Below are 16,065 nucleotides of genomic sequence, written 5' to 3'. Positions count from 1 at the left end.
CGGCGCAGTGGCTAGCGCGGCTCGGCGCCGGGCTCGACGCGGAGACCCAGGCCTTGCACCGCGCCTATGTCGAGGAAGCCGAGTGCGCGGTGCGCCAGCGCGCGCTGGCGCGGCAGGCCTACGCGCAGCAACGGGCGCTGCTGGCCACCGCGCTGGAGGCCGCCGACGCGCACGAACGCGCCTACCGCTGCGAACAACTGGCCAGCCACCGCGACCATCCGTTCTATCCCAGCGCACGCGCCAAGCTTGGCCTGGACGATGCCGACCTGCCGCGCTACGCACCGGAGTTCGGCCCCAGCTTCGCGCTGCGCTGGCTGGCGCTGCCAATCGCGCAGGTCACCCAGACCACGCCGCCGCCGGCGTTCTGGCCGCGCCCGAGCATGCTCGGCCTGGATTCGGCGCTGGACGCCGACCACGTCGCCTGGCCGCTGCATCCGCTGATCTTCGCGCGGCTGGGCGAGGACGGCTTCGCCCTGCCGGACGGCGCGATCGCCGCGCCGCAGCCGTGGCTGCAGGTGCGGCCCTCGCTATCGCTGCGCACGGTGATTCCGCTGGCGTTTCCCGATCATCATCTGAAGCTGCCGGTGCCGATGCGCACGCTCGGCGCGCTCAACCTGCGCCTGATCAAACCGTCCACGTTGTACGACGGTCACTGGTTCGAACGCGTGCTGTGCGACCTGGCCGCACACGATCCGGCGCTGGGCGAACGCTACCTGCACGTGGACGAGGCGCATGCCGGCCATGTCGGCGAAACACGCCACCTCTCCTACCTGCTGCGCCGCTATCCGGCGTTGCCGGAGGCGACCCTGGTGCCGGTGGCCGGCCTGTGCGCGACGCTACCCGATGGCCGGCCGCTGGCCGCGCACCTGGCCGACCGCTTCCATGGCGGCGACCTCACCGCCTGGTGGGACAGCTACCTGGCGCTGATGTGCCAGGTGCACCTGCGGCTGTGGCTGCGCTACGGCATCGCGCTGGAGGCCAACCAGCAGAACAGCGTGCTGATCTACGCCGCCGGCCGCGCGCCGCGGCTGCTGATGAAGGACAACGACGCGGCGCGGGTGCTGCTGCCGCGGCTGTACGCGCAACGGCCGGCGCTGGCCGCGCTGGGCACCCCGCGCGACACGCGTATCGTGGTGCAGGACGACGCCGCGCTGGCGCGGATGTTCTGCACCATCATCCTGCAACTGGATCTGCAGGCGGTGCTGGAAGGGCTGGCGGAATGGCAGCCGGGGCTGCGCGCCCCGCTGTACGCACTGCTGCGCGCGCGCCTGCACGGCACCCTGCGCGCGCTGCGCGAGGACGGCATCGACACCGCCCCGGCGCAGGCGCTGCTGGACGCGCCCACGCTGCCGGTGAAGTACCTGCTCAGCGCCGGCAGCCTGCTCGGCAAGCAGATCACCGGCGCGGCGGATATCAACAAGTTCTACGGCGACAGCGCGCCCAACCTGCTGCGCGAGGATGCACTGGCGGCGCGCGCGGTCGCGGCCGGGGCGGCGCGATGAAGCGCCTCCTCGGCCCGGTGCTGGCCGCGCATTATCTGGCCGCCTTCACCGCGCTGGGCATGCCGCTGTTCCTGCCGCAGGTGCTGCAGCAGCTCGCGCCGGGTGCGGCGATCGGCTGGAGCGGCGTGCTGTACGTGCTGCCGACGCTGTGCACTGCGCTCACCGCCAGCGCCTGGGGCCGGCTGGCCGACCGCTATGGACGCAAGCGCTCGCTGCTGCGCGCGCAACTCGGCCTGGCGCTTGGCTTCCTCATGGCCGGCTTCGCGCCGAACCTGGGCTGGCTGGTCGCCGGCTTGGTCGTGCAAGGCGCCTGCGGCGGCTCGCTGGCCGCGACCAACGCCTATCTCAGCAGCCAGGCGCAGCGTGGTTCGCTGGCGCGCGCGCTGGACTGGACCCAGTTCTCGGCACGCCTGGCGATGGTCACCGCACCGGCGCTGCTCGGCCTGGCCACCGCGCTGGGGCCGGCGCAGTCGCTGTACCGCTACCTGGCGCTGCTGCCGCTGCTGGCCTTCGCGCTGAGCTGGCGATTGCCGGCCGATCCGCCGCGCGCGCCGGCGACAACCACGTCCACGCCTTCCCTGCCGCGCACCGATGCCGCGCAGCGCCGCCAGCGCTGGGCGCTGTGGACCACGCAGTTCCTGTTCTGCTTCGCGATGGTGGTGACCTTTCCTTACTTCCTGCCGTATGCGCAGGCGCACGGCATCGGCAGCAGCGCGGTCGCCGGCCTGCTGTACAGCCTGCCGCACCTGGTCTACCTGGTGCTGATGCCGTGCTGGCACGGTCGCGATCACCGCATGTCGCCGCTGCCGGCGGGGCTGGCGCTGTTCGCCCTGGCCTGCCTGCTGCAGATGGCGCCGCCGGCGCCCGGCTGGTTGATCGCCGCGCGGCTGCTGTTCGGCCTGGGCATGTGGATGGCGCTGCGCGGCCTCAACCGCAGCCTGGCCGAGGTTGCCGGCGGGCGCGGCGCGGGCCAGTTGTTCGGCCGCTTCGATGCCGCCGGCAAGTACGCCGGCGTCGCCGGCGGCGCCGTCGCCGGTGCCCTGGTGCAAGGCCATGGCCTGGCCGTGCCGTTCCTCGCCGCCGCCGCGGCCGCCCTGCTGGCGCTGCTGCCGGCCCTGATGCTCACGTCCGTTCGGAGAACCGTCCATGTCCCCGTTGCCGATGCATGACCCGTGGTACGACAGCCTGGCGCAAGCGCAGGCGATCACCTGCTGGCTCAACTGCTACCTGCGCGAAGTCGCGCTCGATCGCGGCCTGGCCGACTTCGACTATCGCGGCCTGGACCGGCCCGGCATCGCCGCCGCCGGCGAGCGCTGGCTGCGCCTGCGCCTGCCCTCCGGCGCCACGCTGTGCGTGCGCCTGGCGCATGCCGATCGCCTGGGCCGCTGCCGCTTCGCCTCGGCGCCCTACCTGAAGGCCGACGGCCGTCCGTGGCACTGCCTGGACGCAGAGTCGCTGGTGCGCCTGCTGCTGCAGGAACTCAGCGAAGGCGAGCACGCGCCCAACCTGGAACTGCTGGCGCAGAGCGCCAACAGCATCGCCATCACCGCGCAGTTGCTGCGCCAGGCCGACGCCGCCCAGCCCACCGGCGAGGCGCTGATCGATGCCGAGCAGTCGATGCTGTGGGGCCACGCCTTCCATCCCACGCCCAAGAGCCGCGAAGGCGTGCCGCTGGAGCAGGTGCTGGCCTGCGCGCCGGAAGCGCGCAGCGCCTTCCCGCTGTTCTGGTTCCGCATCGATCCGCGCCTGTATCGCGCACAGGGCGATGACGTGCGCGCGACGCTGGCGCAGGCCGGCGGCGGCGCCGACCTGTACCCCTGCCATCCGTGGGAGGCCGAGCGCGTGCTGGCGCATCCGCTGCTGCGCCAGGCGCAGGCGCGCGGCTGGATCGAGCCGCTGGGCGAACGCGGCCTGGCGCTGCGCCCGACCTCGTCGGTGCGCACGCTGTACCACGCCGACCTCGATCATTTCCTCAAGCTGTCGGTGCATGTGCGCCTGACCAACTGCGTGCGCAAGAACGCCTGGTACGAACTGGAAAGCGCAGTGGCGCTGACCCGCCTGCTGGCGCCGGACTGGCAGGCGCTGGCGCAGCGCGTGCCTGGCTTCCACGTGCTGCTGGAGCCGGCCGCCACCGACCTGGATTTCTCCGCGCTGGACGCAGATGCACAGGCCTGCCGCGAGCTGGGCGAGAGCTTCGGCGTGCTGTACCGGCAGGCGATCCCGGCGGCGCAGCGCGCGCGCTATCGCCCGCAGGTGGCCGGTGCGCTGTTCACCAACGACGCGCGCGGCCAGCCGGCCTGCGCCGCCGCGCTGCAGGCGCTGGCGCAACGCAGCGGCAGCAGCCTGGAGGCGGCCACCGCGGCCTGGTTCCGCGCCTATGCACAGCTGCTGTTGGATGGGGTGTGGAGCGCCTGGTTCGGCTACGGCATCGTGCTGGAGCCGCACCTGCAGAATACCGTGATCGGCTGCGAGGACGGCCTGCCGACGCAGGTGTGGATCCGCGACCTGGAAGGCACCAAGCTGCTGCCGTCGCGCTGGCCGGCCGCGCGCCTGCCCGGCATGTCCGAGACCGCGCGACAGTCGCTGTACTACAGCGCCGAACGCGGCTGGAACCGCATCGCCTACTGCGCGCTGGTCAACAACCTGGCCGAAGCGATCTTCCACCTCGCCGACGGCCACGACCGCCGCGAACGCCAGCTGTGGCAGATCGTCGGCGACATCGCCCGCCGCTGGCAGCAGCGCCACGGCGCGCAGCCGGCATTGCAGGCCCTGCTCGACGGCGCGCCGCTGCCGGCCAAGAACAACCTGCGCCTGCGCCTGTTGCAACGCGCCGACCGCCATGCCGACTACAGCTTCCTGCCCAACCCGATCGGCAGCGCCGCGCTGCGGCAGGCGGCGGCATGAGCCTGTGCATCGATTCCGCTCCACTGCACGCAGCGCTGGCGCAGTTGCGCGCGCAGGCCGACGGCCCGGTCTGCGCCTACGTCTACGACCTGGCGGCGCTGCAGGCGCACGCGGCGATGCTGCGCGCGCAGCTGCCGGCCGAGTGCGAACTGTTCTACGCGGCCAAGGCCAACGCCGAGCCCCCCGTACTGCGCACGCTGGCGCCGTGGGTGGACGGTTTCGAGGCGGCCTCCGGCGGCGAACTGCAGTGGCTGCACACGCATCAGCCAGGCCGCCGGCTGCTGTTCGGCGGCCCCGGTAAACTCGACACCGAACTGCAGTTGGCCGCCAGCCTGCCCGACTGCAGCGTGCATGTGGAAAGCCTGGGCGAATTGCAGCGGCTGGCGCGCATCGCCGCATCGCGCACACGCCCGCTGTCGGTGTTCCTGCGCCTGAACATCGTGGTGCCGGGCATGCAGGACACGCGCCTGGTGATGGGCGGGCGGCCCTCGCCGTTCGGCCTGGACGTGGACGATCTGGACGCGGCCATGCAGGTACTGCGTGGCGCGAGCGGACTGCGCCTGGACGGCTTCCACTTCCACCTGCTGTCGCACCAGCGCGATGCGCAGTTGCAGTTGCGGCTGATCGCGCACTATCTGCAGACCGTGCAGGGCTGGCGCCAGGCCTACGCGCTGGGCCCGCTGACGGTGAATGCCGGCGGCGGCTTCGGCGTGGACTACGCCGATCCGGCGGCCTCGTTCGACTGGGCCGCGTTCTGCGCCGGGTTGCCGGCGCTGCTGCGCACGCACGGCCAAGGCCTGCGCCTGCGCCTGGAGCCGGGCCGCTACGTCAGCGCCGCCTGCGGCTGGTACCTGATGGAGGTGCTGGACATCAAGCGCAGCCATGGCGCGCAGTTCGCCATCGGCCGCGGCGGCACCCATCATTTCCGCACGCCTGCCGCGCAGGGCCACGACCATCCGTTCCTGGTGCTGCGCGGCACCCAGCCGCCGGTGCTGCGCGATGCGCGGGTGACCCTGGTCGGGCAACTATGCACGCCCAAGGACGTGCTGGCCCGCGACCAGCCGGTGGCCGCACTGGCGCCGGGCGACTGCCTGGCGTTCCCGCTGGCCGGCGCCTACGCCTGGAACATCTCGCACCAGCAGTTCCTGATGCATCCACCGCCGCAGATGCTGTTCCTCGACGGGCCGGCGCAGGCCGCCGACGCCTTGCCGCAGCGCCGCATTGCCGACCCGGCCACCGCCGCGTCATGATCCGGTCACCCGTGCCGGCGCACCCTGCCGGCACATCCAACCGGAGCTGCCGCCATGACCCGTTCCGCCCGCTTCGCCGCCACCTGTTTGCTGCTGAGCTTCACCGCCGCCCCACTGCTGGCCACCGCCGCGACCAAGCCGCAGACCGCACAACAGACCCTGATGGCCAAGTGCTCGGCCCAGAACAAGGGCAAGAAAGGCGATGAGTACAAGAGCGCGCAAAAGGCCTGCCTCAGCGGCGGCACCGCCCCGGCGGCGGGCAACGCCTCCCAGCAGCGGATGAAGGACTGCAACGCGCAAGCCGCGACGCAGAAACTGCAGGGCGACGCCCGCAAGACCTTCATGAGCGGTTGTCTGAAGAAGCAGTGAGCGCAGTATAGCCCCTCTCCCATCGGGAGAGGGGTTGGGGTGAGGGTACGGCGCGTAGCGTCTCGCGATGTCTAGGTGCACGAGGCTTCGCCCGTACCCTCATCCGCCCCTGCGGGGCACCTTCTCCCGATGGGAGAAGGAAAAGCGCGAGCCCCTCTCCCCCCGGGAGAGGGGTTGGGGTGAGGGTACGACAGCCAGCGAAGCAGGCAACAATCGCATTGCCAACCGCCACCGCTCCTACGAATCCCGGCTTTCCACAGCCGAACGTCTGGTCATCCCCACTCCCGAATCCCCACCGCCCACCGGCATCCCTGCATGATCCACCGGAATCGGCGCATAGTCCTCGCCGAACGCCACTTCGCCCGGCGTCCACCCTGAGCGGCGTCGCACCGCACCCCAGAAGCGCTTGAGCCCTTCCCACTGCAGCGCCACCAGGCCCAGCTCGTTGTCGCGGTCCACCATCGGGTCGCCCACGCCGGTCGGCCGCACCGGCTCGCCGTACAGCGCGGTGCCGAACAGCACGTCCCAGAACGCGAACACCTGGCCGAAGTTGCAGTTGTGCAGACCCGGCCGCTCCGGGTCCACGCGCATGTGGTGCAGGCGGTGGAACGGCGGATCGACCAGGATCTTGTCGAGCACCGGACCGAAGCCGAACCGGGTGTTGGCGTGCGACAGGTTCTGCACCAGCTCGCCGAGCAGCATCAGCCAGGCGAACTCGTCGGCCTCGATGCCGAAGGCGATGCCCACCGCGGCCAGCACGAACGACTGCAGCATGCCGTCCAGGTAGTTGCTGCGGTCGTTGGCCCAGCAGCTGAGCTGGCGTTGGCTGTGGTGCATGCTGTGCATCGCCCACCACCACGGCATCCAGTGTTGCACCCGGTGCATCCAGTAGTAGGTGAAGTCGTAGGCCAGGTAGTACAGCGCGAACAGCGCCAGCGGATGCCGGTCCAGCCACGGCCAGGCATGGCGCAGGCCGGTCTCCGGCGCCGCCGCGGCGTTGGGGTCGGCGCCGCCCAGCGCGTTCACCACCGGGGTCAGGATCAGGAACGAGAACAGCGGGAACACCCCGATCAGCATCAACCAGGTGTAGTGGAAGTCGATCCGCGCCAGCCGCCGATGTTCCCAGCGCTCGGCCGGCCACAGGCTCTCCAGCGGCCGGAACAGCACGCCGATGATGGACAGCTGCAGGGCCGCCACCATCAGCGAGGCGGCGATGTCGTGCGGATCGTCGCTGAGCCCGGTCAGGTGCAGCGCCGCCAGCAGCGGCGCCACCGCGTGGCTGGCGACCAGGTCGACCAGCGTAGACCAGGCGTGGGCAATGGACGAGACCAGGGCGATGACAGGCATGCGAAGACGGCGATGGGGGCACGACGGCCGGCGCGACAGCATGCGGCCGCTGGCTTTCGCCAAGCTGTCCGCGCCGGCCGATGCCGGCCACGCGCGGTCGTGCTAGTGCGTCGCGACGGCGTCGGGTCGCCGGCTCGGCAGCAGCGCGGCGACGATGCCCAGCAGCGGCAGGAACGACATCACCTGGTACACGAAGACGATGCCGCGGTGGTCGGCGAGCAGCCCCAGCACCGCCGCACCCAGCCCGCCCATGCCGAAGGCGAAGCCGAAGAACAGCCCGGAGATGGTGCCGATGCGTCCGGGCATCATTTCCTGCGCGTACACCAGGATGGCCGAGAACGCCGAGGACAACACGAAGCCGATCAGCACGGTCAACGCGGTGGCCGCATGCAGGCCCACGTGCGGCAGCGCCAGCGCGAACGGCGCCACGCCCAGGATCGACACCCAGATCACCGGCTTGCGGCCGATGCGGTCGCCGACCGGGCCGCCGATCAACGTGCCCAATGCCGACGCCAGCAGAAACGCGAACAGGTGCAGCTGCGCACTCTGCACCGAGATGCCGAAGCGCTGGATCAGGTAGAACGTGTAGTAGCTGCTGAGCCCGGCGATGTAGAAGTACTTGGAGAAGATCAGCAGCAGCAGGATGCCGACGATGCGCACCACCGTGGCGCGCGGCAGCGCCGGCACCGCGGCGACCGGACGCGGCGTCGCGCGCGCGGCCTGCAGGTGCAGCGCGTACCAGCGCCCGACGTAGGACAACAGGGCGATGCCGAGCAACGCCGCGCCGCCGAACCAGGCCACGCTATGGCGGCCGTTGGGCACGATCACCGCCGCGGCGATCAGCGGCCCCAGCGCGGTGCCGGTATTGCCGCCGACCTGGAACACCGACTGGGCCAGGCCATGGCGGCCGCCCGAAGCCAGCCGCGCGATGCGCGAGGATTCGGGATGGAAGATCGCCGAGCCGATTCCGACCAAGGCCGCCGCCAGCAACACCATGCCGAAGCTGGGCGCATACGCCAGCAGCAACAGCCCGCACAGCGTGGAACTCATGCCCACCGGCAGCGAATACGGCGCCGGCCGGCGATCGGTGCGCAGCCCGATCAGCGGCTGGAACAGCGAGGCGGTGATCTGGTACGTGAGGGTGATCAGGCCGACCTGGGCGAAGCTGAGCTGGAACTGGCCCTTGAGCACCGGGTACAGCGCCAGGATCAGCGACTGCATCATGTCGTTGATCAGGTGCGAGGAGGTGATCGCGGCCAGGACGCCGGACGCGACCTTGCGCGGGGCGGCGGGAGCGGCGGGAGCGGCGGGGGAGGAAACGACGGGCGCGGCAGGACGCAGCGTGGACATGGCGGGACAGGCATTGCCGGGAGTGCGTGCATGGTAGGCTGCCCTGTCCCGACCTTCTTGCGCGACATGCCCAGCAACCATCGCAAAAAGGACATGCTGGTGCCGCGCGCCGGCCGCAATGCGGACGACGCGCCCGCCGACGTGGTGTGCAAGGCCGTCGACTACCCGCCCGACAGCGCCATCGCCCCGCATCGGCATGCGCGTCATCAGTTGATCTACGCGGTCTCCGGCCTGATGGTGGTGCGCTCGGGCCAAGGCCACTGGGTGGTGCCGAGCACGCGCGCGCTGTGGATCCCCGCCGGCACCGAGCACAGCGTGCGCTGGATCGGCGTCCTGCGCATGCGCAGCCTGTACATCCGCCCCGCCGCCATCGCCGGCATGCCAGACACGCCGACGGTGATGGCGGTGGAGCCGCTGCTGGAAGCACTGATCCGCAGCGCCGCGGAGATCCCCTGGGACCACGCCGCCGACTCGCGCGACGGGCGGCTGATGCGGCTGATCCTGGACGAACTGCATGCACTGCCGGCGCTGCCGCTGTACCTGCCGCAGCCGCGCGATCCGCGCCTGCTGCGCATCGCCGCCGCGCTCGACGCCGACCCGGCCGATGCCACTACCCTGCACGCCTGGGCCACGGACCTAGGCGTGGACGTCAAGACCATCCAGCGCCTGTGCCAGCGCGAGCTGCGGATGCGCTTCGGCCAGTGGCGCCAGCAACTGCGCCTGCTGCGCGGGCTCGAACGGCTGGCCGCCGGCGACCGCATCATCGACGTGGCGGTGGAGCTGGGCTACGACAGCCCCAGCGCGTTCACCGCCATGTTCAAGCGCCAGTTCGGGCAGCCGCCGAGCCAGTTCTTCCGCTAAGCACGCGTGCAGCCCGCGGCGTGGCTCAGGCCTGCGCCAGCGCCTGCTGCAGGTCGGCGAGCAGATCGTCGATGTGCTCGATGCCCACCGACAGCCGCACCGTGTCCTCGCTGACCCCGCTGCGCTGCAATTCCTCGGGCGAGAGCTGGCGATGCGTGGTGGACGCCGGATGCGTGGCCAGCGACTTGGCGTCGCCGATGTTGACCAGGCGAGTGAACAGTTGCAGCGCATCGAGGAAGCGCGCGCCGGCGGCGCGGCCGCCGCGCAGGCCGAAGGTCAGCACGCCGGAGCCGTGGCCGCGCAGGTACTTCTGCGCCAGCGCGTGCTCGGGATGGTCCGGCAGGCCGGCGTAGTTGACCCACTCCACCTTGGCCTCGCCCTGCAGGTGCCGCGCCAGCGCCAGCGTGTTCTGGTTGATCCGGTCCATGCGCAGCGGCAACGTCTCGATGCCCTGCAGGATCTGGAACGCGTTGAACGGCGACAGCGCCGCACCGGTGTTGCGCAGCGGCACCACCCGCGCACGGCCGATGTAGGCGGCCTCGCCCAGCGCCTCGGTGTAGACCACGCCGTGGTAGCTCACGTCCGGCTCGTTGAGGCGGCGGAAGCGCTGCGCGTGCGCCGCCCACGGGAAGCGCCCGGAATCGACGATCGCCCCGCCCAGGCTGGTGCCGTGACCGCCCAAGTACTTGGTCAGCGAATGCACCACGATGTCGGCGCCGAAGTCGAACGGCCGCAGCAGGTACGGCGTGGGCACGGTGTTGTCGACGATCAGCGGTACGCCGTGGGCGTGGGCGATGGCGGCCACCGCTTCCAGGTCGGTGACGTTGCCACGCGGATTGCCGATCGACTCGACGAAGATGGCCTTGGTGCGCTCGTCAATCAGTCCGGCGAAGGCGCCGGGATCGCGATAGTCGGCGAAGCGGGTCTGGATGCTGGACAGCGGCAGCGTATGCGCGAACAGGTTGTAGGTGCCGCCGTACAGCGCGCTGGAGGAGACGATATTGTCGCCGGCCTCGGCGATGGTCTGGATGGCATAGGTCACCGCCGCCTGACCGGAGGCCACCGCCAGCGCGCCGATGCCGCCTTCCAGCGCGGCGATGCGCTGCTCCAGCACGTCGGTGGTGGGGTTCATGATGCGGCTGTAGATGTTGCCCTGCACCTTCAGGTCGAACAGGTCGGCGCCGTGCTGGGTGTCGTCGAAGGCATAGGCCACGGTCTGGTAGATCGGCACCGCCACCGCGCGGGTGGTCGGATCGGGACGGTAGCCGCCGTGCACGGCGATGGTTTCCAGCTTCCAGTTCGGGTCTGACATGGCGCGCGTCTCGGCAACGAGGGAGCGCAGACGATAGCGCCGCGCACGACGGCAGATGCAAACCTGCGGTTATGAGGCCATACCGCTGGGTTGTCAGCGCTGCGGCCGGTAACGTGGCGGCCCGCCGGGCTCAGTCATCGCCGAGCGCGCCCTGGGCGAGCAGCCAGGCACGCAAGGCTTCTGCATCCACATAGCGCTCGGCGCGCAGGCCCAGGGCACGTGCGGCCTCGACATGGACCGCCGTGTCATCGACGAACAACACCTCGTCCGCGGCCATCCCGAGTTGAGCCAGCGCATGCAGGAAGATTGCCGGCTCCGGCTTGATCGCGCCGACCTCGCTCGAATTCACCACGGCATCGAACGCGTCGGCGATGCCGAGCGCCTGCAGGTCGTGCGGCAGGCGCGAGGTGGCGTTGCTCAGCAACACCACGGGCATGCGCTGGCGCACCTGTCGCAGCAGCGCCAGCACGGGCTGGTTGAGGCGGGCCGCCGTCGGCGCGGACCAGGCAGCGACCAGCGCCGCGACGTCGGCCTCGGGCGCCAGCGCGACGAGACGCGCGACCACCTCGGCGCGCCATTGCGCATCGCTGGTGGCACCACGGATCACCGGCTCCAGCAGAGCCGGCGCGAACGCCACCGCGCGCAGACTGCCCGGGGGTACGCAGTGCGCGCGCTCAAGTTCGGCGTCGTCGGCGGGCCACAGCCGCAGCACGCCGTCCATGTCGATCAACAGCGCGCGCGCCTGCGCGACGGGCCTCATCAGGCCTTCTCGAACACCAGCTTGCCGCCCTCGGCCTCGACCTTGATGGTGTCGCCGCTGAGGAACTGGCCGGACAGGATCTGCTGCGCCAGCGGGTTCTCCAGTTGCGCCTGAATCGCGCGCTTGAGCGGGCGCGCACCGTACACCGGGTCGAAGCCGACGTTGCCGAGCAGCTCCAGCGCGCGGTCGCTCAACTCGATCTTCAACCCGCGCTCGGCCAGGCGCTTTTCCAGGCCGTGCAACTGGATGCGCGCGATCGACTTGATCTGCGCCTTGTCCAGCGGATGGAACACCACGATGTCGTCCAGGCGGTTGATGAACTCCGGGCGGAAGTGCGCCTGCACCACGCCCATCACCGCCGCCTTCATCTGCGTGTAGGCCTCGGCGCTGCCGTCGCCGCTCAGCTCCTGGATCTGGTGCGAACCCAGGTTGGAGGTCATCACGATGACGGTGTTGCGGAAGTCCACGGTGCGGCCTTGGCCATCGGTGAGGCGGCCGTCGTCGAGTACCTGCAGCAGGATGTTGAACACGTCGCTGTGCGCCTTCTCGACTTCGTCGAGCAGGATCAGCGAATACGGCCGGCGCCGCACCGCCTCGGTGAGGTAGCCGCCTTCCTCATAGCCGACATAGCCCGGAGGCGCACCGATCAGCCGCGCCACCGAATGCTTCTCCATGAACTCGCTCATGTCGATGCGGATCATCGCGTCGCTGCTGTCGAACAGGAACTCGGCCAGCGCCTTGCACAGCTCGGTCTTGCCGACGCCGGTGGGGCCCAGGAACAGGAACGAGCCGCTGGGCCGGTTCGGATCGGACAGGCCGGCGCGCGAGCGGCGCACCGCGTCGGACACCACCTTGATCGCTTCCTCCTGGCCGACCACGCGCTGGTGCAGCTCGTCCTCCATGCGCAGCAGCTTGTCGCGCTCGCCCTCGAGCATCTTGTTGACCGGGATGCCGGTCCAGCGCGACACCACCTCGGCGATCTCCTCGGCGGTGACACGGTCCTGCACCAGCTTGAAGTCGTGCTGTTCGGCTTCGTTGGCCGCGGCCAGCTGCTTCTCCAGGTTCGGCAGCAGGCCGTACTGGATCTCGCTCATCTTGGCGTAGTCCTGGCGCCGCTGCGCGGCCTCCAGTTCCACGCGCGCCTGCTCGATCTGCTCCTTGATCTTGGTCGCGCCCTGCAGCGCCGCCTTCTCCGACTTCCACACCTCGTCCAGGTCGGAGAACTCGCGCTCGAGCTTGTCGATGTCGCTCTCCAGGTCGGCCAGGCGCTGCCGCGAGGCCTCGTCCTTCTCCTTCTTCAGCATCTCGCGCTGGATCTTGAGCTGGATCAGGCGCCGCTCCAGGCGGTCCAGTTCCTCCGGCTTTGAGTCGATCTCCATGCGGATGCGGCTGGCCGCCTCGTCCATCAGGTCGATGGCCTTGTCCGGCAACTGGCGGTCGGTGATGTAGCGGTTGGACAGCGTGGCAGCGGCGACGATCGCCGGGTCGGTGATCTCCACGCCGTGATGCACCGCATAACGCTCCTTGAGCCCGCGCAGGATGGCGATGGTGTCCTCCACGCTCGGCTCGCCGACGAACACCTTCTGAAAGCGCCGCTCCAGCGCCGCATCCTTCTCGATGTACTTGCGGTACTCGTCCAGGGTGGTGGCGCCGATGCAGTGCAACTCGCCGCGCGCCAGCGCCGGCTTCAGCATGTTGCCCGCGTCCATGGCGCCATCGGCCTTGCCGGCGCCGACCATGGTGTGCAGTTCGTCGATGAACAGGATGATCTGACCCTCGTTCTTGGACAGATCGTTGAGCACGCCCTTGAGCCGCTCCTCGAACTCGCCGCGGAACTTGGCGCCGGCGATCAGCGCGCCCATGTCCAGCGACAGCACGCGCTTGCCGCGCAGGCCTTCGGGCACTTCGCCGTTGACGATGCGCTGGGCCAGGCCCTCGACGATGGCGGTCTTGCCGACGCCGGGCTCGCCGATCAGCACCGGGTTGTTCTTGGTACGCCGCTGCAGCACCTGCACGGTGCGGCGGATTTCCTCGTCGCGGCCGATCACCGGATCGAGCTTGCCGCTCTCGGCGCGCGCGGTGAGGTCGATGGTGTACTTCTCCAGCGCCTGGCGCTGTTCCTCGGCGTTCTCCGACTGCACCGTCTCGCCGCCGCGCAGCTTGTCGATGGCGGCCTCGATCTTCTTCTTGTCGGCGCCGGCCGCGCGCAGCGCCAGGCCCAACGGGCCGCCGTCGTCGACCGCGGCCAGCACGAACCACTCGCTGGCGATGAACTGGTCGTTGTGCTGCTGCGCCAGCTTGTCGGTCTGGTTGAGCAGGCGGCTGAGGTCGTTGCCCATCGACACGTTGCCGGGCTGGCCGCTGACCTTGGGCAGCTTCTCCAGCGCTTCGCCGAGCCGTTCGCGCAGCACCGGCACGTTGACGCCGGCCTGCGCCAGCAGCGGCCGGGTGCTGCCGCCGGCCTGGTCGAGCAGCGCCACGAACACGTGCACCGGTTCGATGATGGTGTGGTCGCGGCCCACGGCCAGCGACTGCGCGTCGGCCAGGGCCTGCTGGAAGCGCGAGGTGAGCTTGTCCATCCGCATCGGGAAGTCCTCTGAAGGAAAGGGCCGGCCGTGCCGGCATGCCAGCAAAATGCGGCTGTCCGCCCCTGTTTCAAGGCCGTCCGCGACGTCTGTATACACCTCGCGGCACGGCGGCGACGCGACGTGACGTCCGCCGCACTCCGGCACCGGGCAGTCACACGCCGCTACCGCAACGGCGGCTACCCTCGGCGCTCCCGTCCCCACGCACAGGCCCCGCCATGCACTACGAGCTCTACTACTGGACCGGCATCCAGGGCCGCGGCGAGTTCGTGCGGCTGGCGCTGGAGGATGCCGGCGCCGGCTATCGCGACGTGGCGCGCGAGCAGGGCGATGCGGCGATGCAGCCCTTCCTCGACGGCGCCCATGCCGGCGCACGCCCGTTCGCACCGCCGTTCCTCAAGGCCGGCCGCTTGGTGATCGCCCAGGTCGCCAACATCCTGCACTACCTCGGCCCGCCGCTGGGCCTGGTGCCGGACAGCGAATCGCGGCGGCTGCAGGCCCTGCAATTGCAGTTGACCATCGCCGACCTGGTTGCCGAGGTCCACGACAGCCACCACCCCATCGCCAGCGCGCTGTACTACGAGGACCAGCAAGCCGAAGCGCAGCGGCGCGCCGAAGACCTGCGCAAGCAGCGGTTGCCGAAGTTCCTGGGCTATTTCGAACAGGTGCTGGACCAGGGCGGCGGGCGCCACGTGCTGCGCGAGCATTCCTACGTGGACCTGTCGCTGTTCCAGCTGATGAGCGGGCTGGACTACGCCTTCCCGCAGGCGATGAAAAAACTCTCGCCGAAGCTGCCGCGGCTGCGCGCGCTGCAGCAGCGCATCTGCGAGCGCCCGGGCATCGCCGCCTACCTGGCCTCGCCGCGGCGCCTGCCGTTCAACGAGAACGGCATCTTCCGGCATTACCCGGAGTTGGATGGCTGAGCGAGGCTGGACGTCCGGCGTCGGCCTGCCACGTCCGTTGAAAGAGCGCCGTCATACCGTGGTGATCTATGGTGTAGCGCGTCGGGACTGAAGTCCCTCCCACAAGGGCGCTTCAGGCGTAGCCATAGGCGCTTTCCCGCATGAGCGGCTCGAGGTGGCCTCGGGCAGCTCCTGCCAAAAACAAAAAGCCCGCATGACGCGGCACGCGCCTCGCGTCTGGCTCAGGTCCGCGTCAGGGCTTCGCGCACCGCACGCAATTGCGCCTTCACCGCCGCGGCCTGGGTCGGGCCCATGCGCAACAGCGCCTTCTGCCCGATCGACAGCGATTCCAGCGCTGGATCCACGAAGCGGTACTTGCCGCGCACCGGATCCATCTCCACCGCGAGCGGCGCGGTCGGCGTCGGGGTCTGCAACAGGTGGTCGATCACCTGCACCAGCCGGTCGTTGAAGTAGCCCTGCGGATAGCCCAACTCCACATAGGCCTGCTGGAACAGCGGATAGAAGCGGCGATAGGCCGCCACCGCCGTGCCCGGATCGGCGCGGGTGAATGCCTCCACGTAGGGCGCATAGCGCTGGGCATTGGTGTCGGCGATGACGCTGGCGCCGCTGGCATCGGTGCTCACCTGCAACTCGCCCGGCACCTGCTTGAGCGCCAGGGAGCGCGCAGTGACGCGGCGTTGGGTCAGGTTGTCGACCATGGTCACCAGGCGCTGGATCAGGTGGTCGCGCAGCAGCAGCGCCAGCGGTGCGTCGCCGCCGGCCAGCGTGCGCAGTGCCGACCAGGCCGCATCGTCGCTGGCGGCCAGGGCCGGAATGGCCGCGTCGGCGGCTTCCGCGGCATCGATCGGGTGCTGGATCGGCGGTGGCGTTGCCGCCGCGGCAGGCGCGTCAGGCGTTGTCGG

At 70.3% G+C, this 16,065-nt stretch carries 13 protein-coding genes; 7 read left to right on the top strand and 6 right to left on the bottom strand.

All coding sequences use genetic code 11. The features are described 5' to 3' along the window. The 5 genes from D183_RS25565 to D183_RS0121420 all read left to right on the top strand — a co-directional run. On the top strand, window positions 1-1,502 hold a 1,502-nt coding region (locus tag D183_RS25565; RefSeq protein ID WP_017910805.1), incomplete at its 5' end, for an IucA/IucC family protein. Further along, window positions 1,499-2,671 (top strand): MFS transporter, encoded by a 1,173-nt coding sequence (locus D183_RS0121435; RefSeq protein ID WP_017910804.1) that lies wholly within the window; start codon window positions 1,499-1,501, stop codon window positions 2,669-2,671. The genes D183_RS25565 and D183_RS0121435, both read left to right, overlap by 4 nt. Further along, a complete protein-coding gene (locus D183_RS0121430; RefSeq protein WP_026144730.1) occupies window positions 2,649-4,406 on the top strand; it encodes an IucA/IucC family protein in 1,758 nt (585 codons plus the stop codon). The genes D183_RS0121435 and D183_RS0121430 overlap by 23 nt, the downstream gene beginning before the upstream one ends. Then, window positions 4,403-5,656 (top strand): type III PLP-dependent enzyme, encoded by a 1,254-nt coding sequence (locus D183_RS0121425; RefSeq protein ID WP_017910802.1) that lies wholly within the window; start codon window positions 4,403-4,405, stop codon window positions 5,654-5,656. The genes D183_RS0121430 and D183_RS0121425 overlap by 4 nt, the downstream gene beginning before the upstream one ends. Window positions 5,657-5,710: 54 nt before the next feature. Continuing rightward, window positions 5,711-6,025, top strand: a complete 315-nt coding sequence (locus tag D183_RS0121420; RefSeq protein WP_017910801.1) for a PsiF family protein — start codon at window positions 5,711-5,713, stop codon at window positions 6,023-6,025. Window positions 6,026-6,262: 237 nt separating this feature from the next. Here D183_RS0121420 and D183_RS0121415 read toward each other — a convergent pair whose 3' ends face one another. Beyond that, window positions 6,263-7,372 carry a sterol desaturase family protein gene (locus D183_RS0121415; protein WP_017910800.1) on the bottom strand — a complete coding sequence of 370 codons (1,110 nt, stop codon included), beginning with the start codon at window positions 7,370-7,372 and terminating at the stop codon, window positions 6,263-6,265. A 102-nt stretch (window positions 7,373-7,474) separates the two neighbouring features. After that, on the bottom strand, window positions 7,475-8,722 hold the full coding sequence (locus tag D183_RS0121410; RefSeq protein ID WP_017910799.1) for an MFS transporter: 1,248 nt from the start codon (window positions 8,720-8,722) through the stop codon (window positions 7,475-7,477). A 30-nt stretch (window positions 8,723-8,752) separates the two neighbouring features. Between D183_RS0121410 and D183_RS0121405 the strand changes: the two genes are divergently transcribed. Next, window positions 8,753-9,583, top strand: coding sequence for an AraC family transcriptional regulator (locus tag D183_RS0121405; protein ID WP_232757335.1), 831 nt, complete (start codon window positions 8,753-8,755; stop codon window positions 9,581-9,583). 25 nt (window positions 9,584-9,608) lie between these two features. On the opposite strand, the gene D183_RS0121400 is transcribed toward D183_RS0121405, so the two are convergent. The 3 genes from D183_RS0121400 to clpB all read right to left on the bottom strand — a co-directional run bounded on the left by D183_RS0121400 (window position 9,609) and on the right by clpB (window position 14,240). Continuing rightward, window positions 9,609-10,895: an O-acetylhomoserine aminocarboxypropyltransferase/cysteine synthase family protein gene (locus tag D183_RS0121400; RefSeq protein WP_017910797.1), complete on the bottom strand. Its 1,287-nt coding sequence runs from the start codon at window positions 10,893-10,895 to the stop codon at window positions 9,609-9,611. Window positions 10,896-11,025: 130 nt separating this feature from the next. Continuing rightward, entirely contained in the window at window positions 11,026-11,655 is a 630-nt protein-coding gene (locus tag D183_RS0121395) for an HAD-IA family hydrolase (protein ID WP_017910796.1), read from the bottom strand. After that, window positions 11,655-14,240 (bottom strand): ATP-dependent chaperone ClpB, encoded by a 2,586-nt coding sequence (gene clpB, locus D183_RS0121390; protein WP_026144729.1) that lies wholly within the window; start codon window positions 14,238-14,240, stop codon window positions 11,655-11,657. The genes D183_RS0121395 and clpB overlap by 1 nt, the downstream gene beginning before the upstream one ends. A 218-nt stretch (window positions 14,241-14,458) precedes the next feature. Here clpB and D183_RS0121385 point away from each other — a divergent pair, with 218 nt between their 5' ends. Continuing rightward, entirely contained in the window at window positions 14,459-15,163 is a 705-nt protein-coding gene (locus D183_RS0121385) for a glutathione S-transferase (protein ID WP_017910794.1), read from the top strand. A 221-nt stretch (window positions 15,164-15,384) separates the two neighbouring features. Here D183_RS0121385 and D183_RS0121380 read toward each other — a convergent pair. Continuing rightward, window positions 15,385-16,065: DUF3014 domain-containing protein (locus D183_RS0121380; protein ID WP_017910793.1), on the bottom strand; the 681-nt coding region annotated here is incomplete at its 5' end.

Origin of the sequence: Xanthomonas sp. SHU 199 (assembly GCF_000364665.1) — a bacterium.
Taxonomy (GTDB): domain Bacteria; phylum Pseudomonadota; class Gammaproteobacteria; order Xanthomonadales; family Xanthomonadaceae; genus Xanthomonas_A; species Xanthomonas_A sontii.
This window is presented reverse-complemented; position numbering and strand designations above follow the sequence as displayed.

Coding starts and splice junctions, on each gene's coding strand:
- D183_RS0121435 (WP_017910804.1), top strand. CDS start 1,499: ATGAAGCGCCTCCTCGGCCCGGTGCTGGCCGCGCATTATCTGGCCGCC.
- D183_RS0121430 (WP_026144730.1), top strand. CDS start 2,649: ATGTCCCCGTTGCCGATGCATGACCCGTGGTACGACAGCCTGGCGCAA.
- D183_RS0121425 (WP_017910802.1), top strand. CDS start 4,403: ATGAGCCTGTGCATCGATTCCGCTCCACTGCACGCAGCGCTGGCGCAG.
- D183_RS0121420 (WP_017910801.1), top strand. CDS start 5,711: ATGACCCGTTCCGCCCGCTTCGCCGCCACCTGTTTGCTGCTGAGCTTC.
- D183_RS0121415 (WP_017910800.1), bottom strand. CDS start 7,372: ATGCCTGTCATCGCCCTGGTCTCGTCCATTGCCCACGCCTGGTCTACG.
- D183_RS0121410 (WP_017910799.1), bottom strand. CDS start 8,722: ATGTCCACGCTGCGTCCTGCCGCGCCCGTCGTTTCCTCCCCCGCCGCT.
- D183_RS0121405 (WP_232757335.1), top strand. CDS start 8,753: ATGGTAGGCTGCCCTGTCCCGACCTTCTTGCGCGACATGCCCAGCAAC.
- D183_RS0121400 (WP_017910797.1), bottom strand. CDS start 10,895: ATGTCAGACCCGAACTGGAAGCTGGAAACCATCGCCGTGCACGGCGGC.
- D183_RS0121395 (WP_017910796.1), bottom strand. CDS start 11,655: ATGAGGCCCGTCGCGCAGGCGCGCGCGCTGTTGATCGACATGGACGGC.
- clpB (WP_026144729.1), bottom strand. CDS start 14,240: ATGCGGATGGACAAGCTCACCTCGCGCTTCCAGCAGGCCCTGGCCGAC.
- D183_RS0121385 (WP_017910794.1), top strand. CDS start 14,459: ATGCACTACGAGCTCTACTACTGGACCGGCATCCAGGGCCGCGGCGAG.